Below are 13,129 nucleotides of genomic sequence, written 5' to 3' on the forward strand. Positions count from 1 at the left end.
CTTGTAGTCATTCAGTTGATGACCTGGAAGAGGTTAGAGCTTGCTCGTCAACTCTTTATGATGAACTATTACATTTGCCATTAGATATTAGTAATCCAATATGGGGGTTTGACTGTGGGTTTTATATGGTGGGTCACAACTTTGTAAGGGAACCCCAAAATGTTTCTGAATGTTTTTTAGATGGTGGTGGGAATTACGTGCATGACTTTTTAAAGTTTATGGATGTGGTGGATTCTAATTCAGCACCGTTGGAACATAAGACTACTATTTCAAGATTACATGGCCTTCAGCTTGTTAATTACTTATATGTAGGTCAAGACCTGACTTGGACATGAATCCAGCGGCACTGCTTAGGTTCAATTAGGAATTAGTTGACAAGTGCTTATCAATCCACTCTGGCAACAGTGCGAGTGATTTGAGTACAACCAGGCTTTGCTCCTGAATCGTTTTTTGAATAGGGAGTACATCCGGCACTACAACGGTCTGACACCCTGCAACAATTGCAGACCGCGCACCGGTGGGGGAGTCTTCTATAGCCATCGTTACCTCAGGGGAGAACCCTAATTGTTCACAAGCAAGCAGGTAAGGCTCTGGTGATGGCTTAGGGTGTACCACATCATTACCGGCGATAACGGCCTGAAAACGCTCTCGCCCGCCAAGAATTTTGAGGTTTTGTTCTGTCTTGGCAGACCCGGAGGATGTCACCACTGCTTTGGGAATACCTTTCTCTTCCAGCCAGTCAATAAACGGCAAGGCACCCGGTTTGGCAGGTGGTAAAACACCCTTCTCATAACGGGAGAGAGCTTTCAGAAAGTCGGGCAGGTGAAATCTGGCTCCTCCCAGCTTTTGAATCATCTTCAGGCATTGATCATAACGAGCTCCAATAAATTGGGCGTAAACGGCATCATTCAAGTCAATGTCAAACTCCCGGGCAGTTTTTTGCCAAAGCTCTTTATAAAGGGATTCGCTATCAAGCAGGGTACCGTCCATATCCAATAGAACGGCTGAGGGATACGTCTGCAACGAGAGTACTCCAGTGAATAGTGGTTGCTGATTGTGAGTCCTTTGGACGGTTCAGGCAATACCGGATTCGGCCATCTACTCTGAGTAAATGGTTCTGATGCTCAAGGAAGAGAATTATGCCGAGTCAAATCCCCAAAAATACGCCCGAACCCACAGGCTACAGATCTATTGACTCTGACCAGGGGGATAGTCCTGATTCCGCAACAGTCGGAAGCGGTTCCTTGGCTTCCGGACGAAAAGTCAGTGCGGTATCCAGTAATGGGCTGGAATCCAGCATTAAGGCAGGCAGAAGCTTAGAGTTTTCGAAGAAGGTCGATCGTCCACTGGCTTCCCGCATGTTCAGTAAACTCACTACCGCTGTAAAAAGGTTTTTTTCAAAAGGGTCTTACTCTCCGGCCAAAGCCGCTTTTAAGGGGGTTGATCGCAGTACGCTCTGGGCAAAGCAGGATAAACTGCCAGATAACCCTCTGAAAGCCAAGCAAATCTCAATCGATTCCGCCCTGGCGCAATACCCCTATAAGCATAACGATAAAGAAGTGGATCAAGCCCATAAGGTTGATGGCGGTTTATTAGCACAAGAAGCTAAGAACCCCGAGGGTTTCTCTCAGCTTACGTTAGAGGAAGGCTCTGGTTTATCAGAATTTATGGGTGTCCTGAATCAAAGTCAGCAGTTTGAGGGGCGCCTGAAGCAGGGCAGTGGGCTGATTTACGATACCAAAACCGGGTTTGTTGCTACGGTGTTTAAGGATGGCAAAACCGGGCAGGTGAAGATTGTTTTTGGTGGCACTACCGCCGGGCAGAAACTGCCCTTTCCGGATGATAAGAAGCTCCTGTTCCGGCAAACCGTGGCGGATGCAGCGAACTTTATAGGTTCATCCATTCCTGAGTGTTATGAACAGGCGGCAAACATGGCTCGTCTTGCCAAAGAGCACTTTGACCCCAACGGGCAGGATAAAGTGTCTCTTACAGGTCACTCCCTGGGTGGAGGAATGGCACAGTATGCGGGTGCGATGGAACAACTTCCTGCGAATTGCTTCAGTGCTGCTGCTCTGGGTAAAGCGGCCCTCACTGAGCTGAACAGGCAGGGAGCACTGGACCCTGATTGGATCAAAGGCAATATCACCCAGGTAATGATTAAAGGCGATCCGGTGAGTAATCCATTAGGACTGGATAAATACAGCTCTCACTTTGCAGCTACCAATCTGGGAACACGCATTGTGCTGGAAGGTCAGAGCTGGAAGTACGGTGACCCTGTAGTGGGGCGTCATATGCTCTCTCACAAGCATGTTCATACTGCTGTTCAAAACCACTTGAAAAGATAGCGCCCTTCTCCTTTAAAGGTCACTTTTCTGGCACTGTATTCATGCGGTACATGTGCCAGAACACACCGGCAAACACTGGCACCATCAGCAGCTTCACCCATATCACCGGAATAGTGTAGAGGCTGAACGCTGCTCCCAGAGCAATCACCCAATAGGCCCGGTTCTTGTTCTTTTGGGTGATACCCCGATACTTTTCCCAATCCGAAATCAACTTCCCAAAGTGACGATGGTTAACCAGCCAGGTATGAAACCGCTCACTGGAGCGTGCAAAGCACCAGGCTGCCAGCAATATAAAGGGCGTGGTTGGTAAAACCGGCAGCACGATTCCAATAATTCCGGAAATAAGGGCTAGCGCACCACCCATAAAATACAGGGTGCGCTTGAATGAAAATGAAGTGTGTGGTGTTTTGGACATCAGGGAAACAGGCTCTGTCTTACTGCTGCCTCGATCATATCAGTAACGAATTTCTCATACAGCCCTTTCCGGGAAAGTGTACGTCTTATTGGAAATCAGATTGAATGGACGTAATGTCTTGGAGAGGTACCATAAAACTTACGGAATAGACGACTGAAATGGCTGAGGCTCCGAAGGCCCGGCTCAGATGTGGGTAACGGAGTACCCTTGTTTGAGAAGTGCAAGCGCTTTCTGCATACGATGTTGCTTCTGAAACTCCCCCGGGGAGACGCCGAGGTTTTTGCGAATCTCTTCATATAATCTATTACGGCTCATACAGGCCACTTGGCAAAAGGTGAGATCATGATCTATTCAAATCCCGGTGATATCGACTCTGTTGTCACTTTTAAAGAACGTTATCAGAATTACATCGGTGGTGACTGGGTCGCACCAGTTGCAGGAAATTACTTCAAAAATGTCACGCCTGTAAATGGACAGGTTATCTGCGAGGTTCCTCGCTCCACAGCGGAAGATATTGATCTGGCTTTGGATGCGGCTCATGCAGCTAAAGCCGCTTGGGGCAAAACGTCTGTGACTGAGCGTTCCAATATCCTGTTGAAAGTGGCCGATCGGATTGAACAGAACCTGGAAATGCTCGCCGTAGCGGAAACCTGGGACAACGGTAAAGCTGTGCGGGAAACTCTGGCAGCAGATATTCCTCTGGCCGTAGATCACTTCCGCTACTTTGCCGGATGCATTCGAGCCCAGGAGGGTGCAACAGCGGATATTGATGGTAATACCGCGTCGTATCACTTCCATGAACCACTGGGTGTTGCAGGGCAAATTATTCCCTGGAATTTCCCTATTTTGATGGCCGCCTGGAAGCTGGCTCCAGCTTTGGCTGCAGGTAACTGCGTGGTACTGAAACCGGCTGAACAAACTCCAGCGTCCGTCCTTGTTTTGATGGAGTTGATTGGCGACCTGTTCCCTGCCGGGGTCGTGAATATCGTTAATGGTTATGGCTCCGAAGCGGGGGACGCACTGGCTGCAAGTACACGCATTGCCAAGATTGCTTTCACTGGCTCAACCCCTGTTGGCTCCCACATCCTGAAGTGTGCGGCGGCTAATATTATTCCTTCAACAGTTGAGCTGGGAGGCAAGTCTCCCAACATATATTTTGAAGATGTGGTGCAGCACGAAGATGAATACCTGAGTAAATGTGTGGAAGGGCTAGTGCTGGCATTCTTTAACCAGGGGGAGGTATGTACCTGCCCATCTCGCGCTTTGATTCAAGAATCAATTTACGATGAGTTTATTGCTCAGGTTGTGGATCGTACTCAGCAAATTCAACGCGGTAATCCGCTGGATACTGATACGCAGGTAGGTGCACAGGCTTCACAGGAGCAGTTCGATAAGATTATGAGCTACCTGGACATTGGCAGAAAAGAAGGTGCTCAGTTCCTGATAGGTGGTGGTAGTGCCTCTGTTGGCACTGAGTGGGATCAAGGCTTTTATATCCAGCCAACCTTGATGAAAGGCACTAATGATATGCGAGTGTTTCAGGAGGAAATTTTTGGCCCGGTGGTGGGCGTCACGACTTTCAAGACCGAAGAGGAGGCCCTGGCTATTGCGAATGCAACGGAGTTCGGTTTGGGGGCAGGTGTATGGACTCGAGACATCAACCGGGCTTACCGCATGGGGCGTAGTATTGAAGCCGGGCGGGTGTGGATAAACTGCTATCACGCTTATCCAGCTCACGCGGCTTTTGGCGGGTATAAAAAGTCAGGTGTTGGGCGAGAAACCCACAAAATGGCGCTGGAGCACTATCAGCAGACCAAGAATCTGCTGGTTAGCTATGATGTGAATCCGCTGGGTTTCTTCTAATTTTGTGCTCAGGTTACTGGAGTGAATCTCAAACATGGGGAACTGCGCTGAGCAGTTCCCTTGTATAGCTGTGACGAGGTTCTGTCAGCACAGCTTCTGTTGTTCCCACTTCTACAATTTTTCCATCTTTCATAACCGCCACCCTGTGAGCCAGCTGAGGAATGATGGACAGATCGTGGGTAATAAACAGATATGATACCCCCAAATCCCGCTGTAATTCCTGCAGCAGGTTCAGCACCTCGGCGCGGGTGGAAACATCCAGTGCGCTGGTGGGTTCATCACAGATAATCATTTCCGGCTCCACGGCCAAGGCGCGGGCTATGGCGATGCGTTGCCGCTGTCCTCCAGAAAACTCGTGGGGATAGCGGAAGCGGTGCTCCGGTTCCAACTTTACACGCTGAAGAAGGTCGATCACCCGTTCTGCTCTTTGTTCAGGCGTCAGCCCCATTTTCAGGCTGATCATGCCCTCTTCAATAACGCGCTGAATGGTCATGCGGGGATTCATGGAAGAATACGGATCTTGGAATATCACCTGAATCTTGCGGCGCAAAGGCAGCATGGCGGTGCGGGACATTCCGCTGATGGTTTGCCCCTCAAAGGTGATGCTGCCATCGGTAATACTTGCGAGGTTGAGAATGGCGTGCCCGGTAGAGCTTTTGCCGCAGCCGGATTCACCGACTAAAGCCAGTGTTTCCGCCCTGCCGATGGAGAGGGTGATGTCATCTACTGCTTTCGTCCAGTCGTGAATCCGCTGTAACACGCCTTTACGTTGAGGGAAGTGCACCTTTAAGCCTTTTACTTCCAGCAGCGGATGTGGGTGACAGGCCTCACGGAAGTGCTTCTGATCCGGCAGGCTGTTAATCAGACGACGGCTGTATTCTTGCTGAGGATTACGGAAAAAGTCCTCGCAAGGATCTTCCTCAATAATCTCGCCTCTGTACATTACTCCCACGCGCTGGGCGGTTTCCCGAACCACTCCCATATCGTGGGTAATCAGCAGAACCGCCAGTTTACGGGAGCGGGCAAGGTTGCGAATTAAGTCCAGCACCTGCTTTTGGATAGTGACATCCAGTGCGGTTGTGGGTTCATCGGCAATCAGTACATCCGGTTCACAGGCCAGCGCAATAGCAATCATCACCCGCTGTTGCTGGCCGCCGGAAAGCTGGTGGGGAAACCAGTCGATACGTGTTTCCGGGTGAGGCACACCCACTTCTTCCAGTAGCTCTATAACCCGGGCCCTGCGCTCCTTAGTATCCAGCTGAGAGTGGAGCTTCAGGGTTTCCTCAATCTGAGCACCCACTTTTTTTACAGGATTTAAAGAGGTGAGAGCTTCCTGAAAAATCATGGCGATGCGGTTGCCGCGTACCGCTGTCATTTCTTCTTCAGTGGCACAGAACAGGTCGCGACCATCGAAGAGAACGGTACCGCCAGTGATTGTCAGTGCCTCTGGCAGCAGGCGCATCATCGCCAGTGAAGTGACGGACTTACCGCTGCCCGACTCTCCCACAAGGGCAAAGATTTCACCGGGGTAAAGGTTGAAGGAAATGTCTTTCAAGACCGGTGTTGCAGAAGAATTCGTGACCTCAACGCTGAGGTTACGAACCGACAAAACCGCTTGCTTATCGTCCTGCATCTCAACGCTCCTGCCTGTTTTTCGGGTTGAAGGCTTCGCTTACCAGATCGGAGAAAAGATTGGCCGCCAGAACCAGCGTAAACATAAAGAAGAATGCTCCCAGCAGGTTCCACCATACTACTGGTTCCTGAGAGAGCTCTGAGCGAGCCAGATTAATCATATTGCCCCAGCTGGGCATGGTGGAATCAACACCCACGCCAATATAGGAGAGCACCGCTTCCGCCAATACTAATCCACTGAAATCCAGCACAAAGGTAATCAGAATAATGTGCATAACATTGGGCAGAATATGCTGGCGGATAATGCGGATATGGCTCACTCCAAATGCATGGGCAGCCTGTACGTAAGGGAGTTGGCTGATTTTTAATGTTTCTGCCCGCAGCAAACGACATAACCCCGCCCAACTGGTAATACCGAGAATAAAGCAGAGGCCAAGAAAGCGGGCATCAGCCTTCTCCAGCCCCACCTCAAAAAAGCCGGGGTTCAAATTAATAAACACCTGAAATTGTAAAATAGCCGCAGCAATCAAAAGGATACCGGGAATTGAGCTCAAAGTTATGTAGATGTACTGCACCCCATCATCCACCCAGCCTTTGAAGTAGCCCGAGCAAATTCCCAGGATGATGGCGATGGGCATCATAATCAGGGTGGAAAGTGTGCCGATCAGCACACCGGTACGAATGCCCTTAATAGAATCGTAAAGGGTGTCGTTGCCTGCGCGGTCCGTTCCCAGAACGTGGTAGAGATTGCCCACATGAATCATCCAGCCCAGAATTGCACATACAATCAGTACGGTTACCACTCCTGTGAACAAGGGCAGCTCACTCTGCTTTGAGGCAAGTCGGAAAGGAAGGCAAAGGAGCAGGCCTGCAATCAAACCCTTTGCTATGCCAATCAGGCTTTGTAGCAGCAAATCGCTTTTGTGCTGGGTTTTGTCTGTCAGATGACTACCCGCATGATGTAAGTCTGGATAACCGCGATAAAGCACGCCCTCAGCATCGTTCATATTCTCTTTGGTGAATGATTTGAGCGAGAAGGGGGCAGAGTATGAACGCTCTTTCCGCTCACTCATTTCACCCAATAAGACATCCAGAACGCTGTTTACGGTATTGGAGTAATACACTGTATTGGCATCCTGCCCCGCAGTGGGCGGCAGAACCTTGCGAAAGTGCAGGGAGTCAATCAGTGCCAGGACGATGTACGACATGATGACAATAAACGTCACCATACCCAGCCTGGAGCTGAACACCTGTCGCCACTGGGCACGGGATTCCGGGTTCTTGCGCAGGGTAAACAGAAAGGTGGACAGACTGATCACCAGAAGCCAGATCAGTATATCGGTCCAGAGAATAACGGGTTTGATGCTGTCGATATCCATATCAGTTTAAACGCACCCTTGGGTCAGCCAGCGTGTACGAGATATCTGTAAGAATCAGGCCGAAGATGTACAGAACAGAGCCCACAAACACCATGGTGCGCACAATGGCAAAGTCCTGTGCCCGAATTGCATCCAGCATATAGCTGCCTAAACCGGGAATGCCGAAGAACGCTTCCATCAGCAGGCTGCCCATAAACAGGGCGGGAATCACCACAACCACGCCAGTGAGAATGGGTAGCATGGCGTTGGGCAGAACATGCCTGAACAACACTCCCAGCTCGCTCACACCTTTTGCCCTGGCGGTACGGGCAAAGTCTTGGTCGGCCGCTTCCAGAAACAGGGTGCGATACCACCGTGCACCCAAGCCAATACCACTCACGACGCCAATCACCACCGGCAGTACCAGAAACTTCCAGGCCATCCATCCCGGCTCAAAACCGGAAATAGGCACAAGCCGCCAAACCGTAGCCACAAGGTACTGCCCGCCAATGATGTAAAACAATCCGGAAATAGACATAAGGGATACAAACAAAGCCACCGCCGCCTTATCCAGCTGTGTACACCGAAACATCACCACAACCAGTGCCACACAGATATTCACCCAGATTCCGATAATAAAACTGGGCACCGCCAGAGCGAGGCTTGGCCCCATGCGGGTGAGCACATCAGTGGTGATATCCCGGCCATCATCCGCCTGTCCAAAATCAAAAGTGAACAACCCGAGAGATTTCTGGAAGAAAATGGTGTCGGTAATCTTGTCAGTGCCCGGAGCATGGCTGTTAAACATCAAGGGGCGGTCATAACCTTTCTCCGCAACCCAGTTATCAATAGCCTGCTGGGTCACATATTTTTCCCCCAGATGGGCGCGCGCCACATCTGCCGGGCTATTCACCACGAAGAACAGGAAAAAAGTGATCAGGTTTACGCCAATCAAAATAGGAATGGTGTAAAACAGCCGACGTACTATGTACGCGAACATATCAGCAATGTCCTCCTTCAGTATTTTTAGGATTCACCCGCAAGGTCTGACGCTGGCGGTAGGCGCGCATAGCCGGCCATATCAGCAACAACACGGCTGCAAAAGTGACAAGTGCTGGCCAGACGACAGGTGTATTCCATTGCTGCTGTTTACGCAGACGCTGAGCGGTGTCCAGTTTCAGGTACTTCAACGTATCTCTGGCAATGCCGTGGCGCTGGGTATTGGAAACCCAGCTGTTGTTCAGGTAATACTCTTTGACGTGGTAGCCATCCATCCATGGCCCATCCCGGCGCACCAGTTCAACCATTTTTGTGATAATGGCTTCCCGTTCTGGTGAGTTCTCCATGGTTTTCATCTGGTCGAACAGCTGGTCGAACATTGGGTTCATGTAGTTGCTGGTATTGGAACCATCACACTGACAGGCTTCACTGGTCTGGGAGCTGGAGAGAAGGAACAGAAAGTTCTCCGGGTCGGGATAATCCGCCAGCCAGCCCCAGCTAAAGAGCTGGGTGTTACCTGCACGCATTTTTTGCCGGAAGCGGGCGTAATCGGTACTTCTGTATTCCAGCTGGACGCCCAGTTTTTCAAGCTGTCTGCGCCGCCAGTCGGCCACTGACCCTGCGGAGCCACCCGTGGTGTCGAGATAGAGGATCAGAGGTTTACCTGTAGCCTTGTTACGGCCATTGGGATAACCCGCTTCATCCAGCAGGCGTTTAGCATGTTCAATGGATTTCCGTTTGGGCTTGCCATTCACCCAGTCGTAGATATAAGGGTTGATGCCTGCCTTACCTTCCACATAACCGGGAATGCCAGGAGGAATAGGGCCCATAGCGGGCAAGCCCCGGCCATTGGCAAAAATTTCCAGAAACTCTTCTGTGTTCAGTGCAATATTGATGGCGCGGCGGAGTTTGCGTTTATCTTCGGTGTAACCGCCCACCACCGGGTCTTTCATATTAAAGCCGTAGTAAAAAATAGAAGGCTTGATTTCCGTGCTGACGGTAATGCCCTTGCTTTGCATCTCCTCACTCAGCTCGAGGCCATCACCGGATACTACAAAAGCCCGGTCAAAGTTACTGGAGCTGATATTGTGGGTATCGTCGCCGGAGCGGTCGTACCAGCCCTGCATAAACTTCGACCATTGCGGCAGGCTTTCTTTCTCTAACCGGAACGTCGCTTTATCGATAAACGGCATAGCTTTCCCGGCATCGCTGCCACCATCTGAGGGAAAAAGATCCAACCGATAATTAGGGTTACGCTCCAGAACAATGCCGCGATTGGGGTCGTTGCGTGTCATCATAAAAGCACCGGTGCCAAGGGGGAACCAGTCGAGAGTCAGGTTGCGATCTATAAAACCGGGGTTGTGGTAAAACCTGTCTGCCTCCCAAGGCACAGGGGCGAAAAAATGCATTGCCATCCAGTAGGTGAATTGGGGATAAAGCCCCTTTATGCGGATGGTAAGCGTGTGGTCATCCACCGCTTGTATCCCCTCAAGGTTAATGGTTCGTAAATCCAGCCAGCCGGATCGGTCTTTCTCCATAACCTGTTCACTGAAGTCACTCATACCCACGATGTAGTTGGAGAGAAAACCTAGAAGTGGGGATTTGTTTTTTGGGTCGGAGAGGCGTTTGATCTGATAAATAAAATCGTCGGCAACAAGTTCCCGTGTCCCACTCTCCGGGAAGTCATAAAGGGTCGCGTACTGTGCCGACTGCTCTGGTGTGCTGAACAGGTAAAGTGCATTTCCCCACTTGTCATTTGCCAGTGCAGGATGAGGCTGGTACATCACCCCTTTTTTCAGGTGAATGGTGTAAACGCTGAAGGCGAGGGTGCTGTTATCAACTGTGACCGGCTGCATCTGCTTATCAAAGTAAGTGACCTTGGGCATAGCTTCAGCCAGTGCCGGCTCCAACACATAGGGGCGCTTGAGGAAGTGGTAGCGATAGGGGGCTTCATAAATCTGGTCGATAAAAACCGTTTCATCTGAGCTGTAAGAGCGAGCGGGATCAAAGTGCTGGGGGCGAGAGGAGTAACTGCCGTAATAAACGGTTTCACCGGGCTTTTCCAGACTGTTCGGATCATTCCATGGCTGGGAGCAACCTCCGAGACTCAACAGCAGAGCTGCCATAAGTCCCCAAACCATTATGCGAAAGCAATGGTCCGGGTACTTAGACGTCAGAAGCAGTGTTTTGCCTGGAGCGTATCGAGTCCCCAAAAAAGGCATGGTGTTACCTGTTATTCATTATTCATTTTTTCTGAAGTTTAGCTTTAATTTCACAGTTTGATTTAAATCAACGCACGATCGCCCATTCAGCGTTATTACTACGCGCTGTTAAAAAACACGCTATTCATAAGAACACTCAAAGTTAAACGGGCCTGGCAATGGAACAGCTCTCTGCGCTTGATAATCTGTTTTTGAATATGGAAACAGGCACAACGCCCATGCATGTGGGAAGTTTGGCAATCTACGATACATCCACAGTGCCAGAGGGTGAGTTAACCTTTAAAGCAGTGATGAAAAACCTGGAGGCACGTCTTCATAAAGCCCCCATGATGCGCTACCGCCATGTGCCTGTGGCACTGGGTATTGATTACCCTTACTGGATTGCCGACCCTGACTTTGATATTGAATTTCATGTACGCCATATCGCTCTGCCTAAACCCGGTGACTGGCGACAACTCTGTATACAGTTCGCCCGCTTGCATGCTCGCCCGCTGGACATGAATCGTCCCCCCTGGGAAATGTATGTGATTGAAGGAATCGACAATGTAGACGGTGTGCCGGAAGGTGGAATGGCAATTGTCCTGAAAGCGCATCACGCGCTGGTGGATGGCGCCAGTGGTATGCAGCTCATGGCAGCTCTGCACGACCTCACCCCTGCGCGCAGTATTACCAAATATTCTGAACCATGGATTGTGGATCGCGTACCCAACCAGATTGAGTTAATAAGTCGGGCTGGTTGGAATGGCATGCGCCGTATTGCAAAGCGTGGAAGTGTCATGACCCGTTATGCCAGGCCTTTACTCGGAGGCTTGAGCCGGTGCCTCACCAAAACTTCCACCTGCAATTTGATGAAAGCTCCCCGCACCCGCTTTAATGGCAAGGTTTCCCCTCATCGTGTGTTTGAAGCGATGAGCTTTGATTTGAAGTTGGTCAAAATGGTCAAGAACAGTCAGCCGAAAGTGACCATAAATGACGTGATGATGGCCGTGGTTTCGGGGGGGCTTCGGCGTTATCTTAAGCGTAAAGGTGAGCTGCCGGATGAATCACTGACCGCTATGGTACCGGTAAATATTGATCCAACCCGTAATGATCAGAAAGGCGCCACCCAGGGGAATCATCTGTCGTTTATGTTCCCCCGTATTTTTACCAGTGAGGCAGATCCGCTGGAGCGGTTGCGGGCCATTAACAAGGCCAACAGAGCAGCCAAGCGTACCCGCGAAGATCTCGGTGGGCAGGAGCTGATGGATGCTGCCAGCCTGATGCCGTCTACAGTGACTAATCTGCTAATGCGCAGTGCGGTGAAGTACAAACTGGCAGGCCATATAAAGCCATTATTTAACACCATTATTACCAATGTGCCTGGCCCCCAGTTTCCTGTTTACCATACGGGTGCGAAGTTACAGAAGTTTTTCGGAGCAGGGCTGAGTTACGACACCGCAGGCCTGTTCCATGTAATTTTCAGTTACAACGGGGTGATCACCATTAGCATCACCTGTTGTCGGAAAATGATGCCAGACCCTGAAATGTATATGGATTGCCTGAAGCAATCCTGGAAGGAGCTTCTGGCAGCGATACCACAAAGCCATCCCCAAGAAGAGCGAATGGCTACAACGGAGGAATGAGTTATGTACGATAAAATTTGGCTGGCCGGTCTGGGGGCTTTCGCGCGTTACGAAAAGCTGGGCAAAGAAGGCCGTAAACTGTTCGAAGATCTGGTTCTGGACGGCGAAGAAGTCAAAGATCGTGCCACTGATCAGGTTGAAGAGATCAAGGGCAAGGCGCAGGCCAAGGTTGATGAAGTTGTAAGCAAATTGAAAGAATACGTTGGCGCTCAGAAAGAAGAAGAGGTCAGCGAAATGGACGAACTGCGTGGACAGATCGAAGAGCTGACCAAGGCTGTAAAAGATCTGGCAGCTACTGAGAAGAAGCCTGCACGCGCTCCTCGCAAGAAGATTACCCCAAAGAAGCCAGCTGCGAAAAAGGTAGAAACTAAGGAAGAAGCTAAGGTTGAAGAAAAACCTGCTCCTGCTGTAGCGAAGCCAGTTGAACAGAAGCCAGCGGCTTAATACATAAACGTGAGTCGGTGTCGGGTTTCCTCCGACACTGACTGACGTATTTCTTCTCGCCAAAATCATCAAAAGAGCTGAGGCTTACCACTTAGCGTACTGCTCTTCGGCAAAGCCAAAAATATTGTTAACGGTCAGTTTCTCTCCGTCATCGGTTCGAAGTGTGCCGGTAAAGCTCCCGAACATCTGGCTGAAATTGCTGGCCATGATCAGGAAATTATCTCTCTCT

13 protein-coding genes are annotated in these 13,129 nt (G+C 50.3%); 5 read left to right on the top strand and 8 right to left on the bottom strand.

All coding sequences use genetic code 11. The features are described 5' to 3' along the window. A partial coding sequence (locus E1189_RS25625) for a hypothetical protein (RefSeq protein ID WP_230460528.1) occupies positions 1-335 on the top strand: 335 nt, incomplete at its 5' end. Between the two features lie 25 nt (positions 336-360). On the opposite strand, the gene E1189_RS18825 is transcribed toward E1189_RS25625, so the two are convergent. Beyond that, positions 361-1,023 (bottom strand): HAD family hydrolase, encoded by a 663-nt coding sequence (locus E1189_RS18825; RefSeq protein ID WP_155162401.1) that lies wholly within the window; start codon positions 1,021-1,023, stop codon positions 361-363. A gap of 116 nt (positions 1,024-1,139) precedes the next feature. On the opposite strand from E1189_RS18825, the gene E1189_RS18830 reads away from it, so the two are divergent. Continuing rightward, positions 1,140-2,345: an alpha/beta hydrolase family protein gene (locus E1189_RS18830; protein ID WP_155162402.1), complete on the top strand. Its 1,206-nt coding sequence runs from the start codon at positions 1,140-1,142 to the stop codon at positions 2,343-2,345. Positions 2,346-2,364: 19 nt separating this feature from the next. Here E1189_RS18830 and E1189_RS18835 read toward each other — a convergent pair whose 3' ends face one another. Further along, positions 2,365-2,760: a YbaN family protein gene (locus tag E1189_RS18835; protein ID WP_155162404.1), complete on the bottom strand. Its 396-nt coding sequence runs from the start codon at positions 2,758-2,760 to the stop codon at positions 2,365-2,367. 183 nt (positions 2,761-2,943) lie between these two features. Beyond that, entirely contained in the window at positions 2,944-3,084 is a 141-nt protein-coding gene (locus E1189_RS18840) for a helix-turn-helix domain-containing protein (protein ID WP_329602116.1), read from the bottom strand. An 18-nt stretch (positions 3,085-3,102) separates the two neighbouring features. Between E1189_RS18840 and exaC the strand changes: the two genes are divergently transcribed. After that, entirely contained in the window at positions 3,103-4,623 is a 1,521-nt protein-coding gene (exaC, locus tag E1189_RS18845) for an acetaldehyde dehydrogenase ExaC (protein WP_155162408.1), read from the top strand. Positions 4,624-4,651: 28 nt separating this feature from the next. Here exaC and E1189_RS18850 read toward each other — a convergent pair whose 3' ends face one another. The 4 genes from E1189_RS18850 to E1189_RS18865 are packed head-to-tail and all read right to left on the bottom strand — an operon-like array spanning position 4,652 to position 10,738. Next, positions 4,652-6,256, bottom strand: coding sequence for an ABC transporter ATP-binding protein (locus tag E1189_RS18850; RefSeq protein ID WP_155162411.1), 1,605 nt, complete (start codon positions 6,254-6,256; stop codon positions 4,652-4,654). A 1-nt stretch (position 6,257) separates the two neighbouring features. Further along, a complete protein-coding gene (locus tag E1189_RS18855; protein WP_155162413.1) occupies positions 6,258-7,634 on the bottom strand; it encodes an ABC transporter permease in 1,377 nt (458 codons plus the stop codon). A 1-nt stretch (position 7,635) separates the two neighbouring features. Further along, a complete protein-coding gene (locus tag E1189_RS18860) occupies positions 7,636-8,613 on the bottom strand; it encodes an ABC transporter permease (protein ID WP_155162415.1) in 978 nt (325 codons plus the stop codon). A gap of 1 nt (position 8,614) precedes the next feature. Beyond that, positions 8,615-10,738: an ABC transporter substrate-binding protein gene (locus E1189_RS18865; RefSeq protein ID WP_230460529.1), complete on the bottom strand. Its 2,124-nt coding sequence runs from the start codon at positions 10,736-10,738 to the stop codon at positions 8,615-8,617. Between the two features lie 254 nt (positions 10,739-10,992). Here E1189_RS18865 and E1189_RS18870 point away from each other — a divergent pair, with 254 nt between their 5' ends. Further along, a complete protein-coding gene (locus E1189_RS18870) occupies positions 10,993-12,456 on the top strand; it encodes a WS/DGAT/MGAT family O-acyltransferase (protein WP_155162419.1) in 1,464 nt (487 codons plus the stop codon). Between the two features lie 3 nt (positions 12,457-12,459). Then, the gene (locus E1189_RS18875; protein ID WP_155162422.1) at positions 12,460-12,900 is read left to right on the top strand and encodes a phasin family protein; all 441 of its coding nucleotides are present in this window, start codon (positions 12,460-12,462) and stop codon (positions 12,898-12,900) included. 84 nt (positions 12,901-12,984) lie between these two features. Here E1189_RS18875 and E1189_RS24015 read toward each other — a convergent pair. Then, on the bottom strand, positions 12,985-13,129 hold a 145-nt coding region (locus E1189_RS24015; protein ID WP_196221523.1), incomplete at its 5' end, for a DUF2804 family protein.

Source organism: Parendozoicomonas verongulae (genome assembly GCF_009711465.1).
GTDB classification, from domain to species: domain Bacteria; phylum Pseudomonadota; class Gammaproteobacteria; order Pseudomonadales; family Endozoicomonadaceae; genus Sansalvadorimonas; species Sansalvadorimonas verongulae.

What these genes read in the sequence shown, in the direction of transcription:
- E1189_RS18870 (WP_155162419.1), top strand. Translation starts at nt 10,993, where the DNA reads ATGGAACAGCTCTCTGCGCTTGATAATCTGTTTTTGAATATGGAAACA.
- E1189_RS18875 (WP_155162422.1), top strand. Translation starts at nt 12,460, where the DNA reads ATGTACGATAAAATTTGGCTGGCCGGTCTGGGGGCTTTCGCGCGTTAC.
- exaC (WP_155162408.1), top strand. Translation starts at nt 3,103, where the DNA reads ATGATCTATTCAAATCCCGGTGATATCGACTCTGTTGTCACTTTTAAA.
- E1189_RS18865 (WP_230460529.1), bottom strand. Translation starts at nt 10,738, where the DNA reads ATGGCAGCTCTGCTGTTGAGTCTCGGAGGTTGCTCCCAGCCATGGAAT.
- E1189_RS18835 (WP_155162404.1), bottom strand. Translation starts at nt 2,760, where the DNA reads ATGTCCAAAACACCACACACTTCATTTTCATTCAAGCGCACCCTGTAT.
- E1189_RS18850 (WP_155162411.1), bottom strand. Translation starts at nt 6,256, where the DNA reads ATGCAGGACGATAAGCAAGCGGTTTTGTCGGTTCGTAACCTCAGCGTT.
- E1189_RS18830 (WP_155162402.1), top strand. Translation starts at nt 1,140, where the DNA reads ATGCCGAGTCAAATCCCCAAAAATACGCCCGAACCCACAGGCTACAGA.
- E1189_RS18855 (WP_155162413.1), bottom strand. Translation starts at nt 7,634, where the DNA reads ATGGATATCGACAGCATCAAACCCGTTATTCTCTGGACCGATATACTG.
- E1189_RS18860 (WP_155162415.1), bottom strand. Translation starts at nt 8,613, where the DNA reads ATGTTCGCGTACATAGTACGTCGGCTGTTTTACACCATTCCTATTTTG.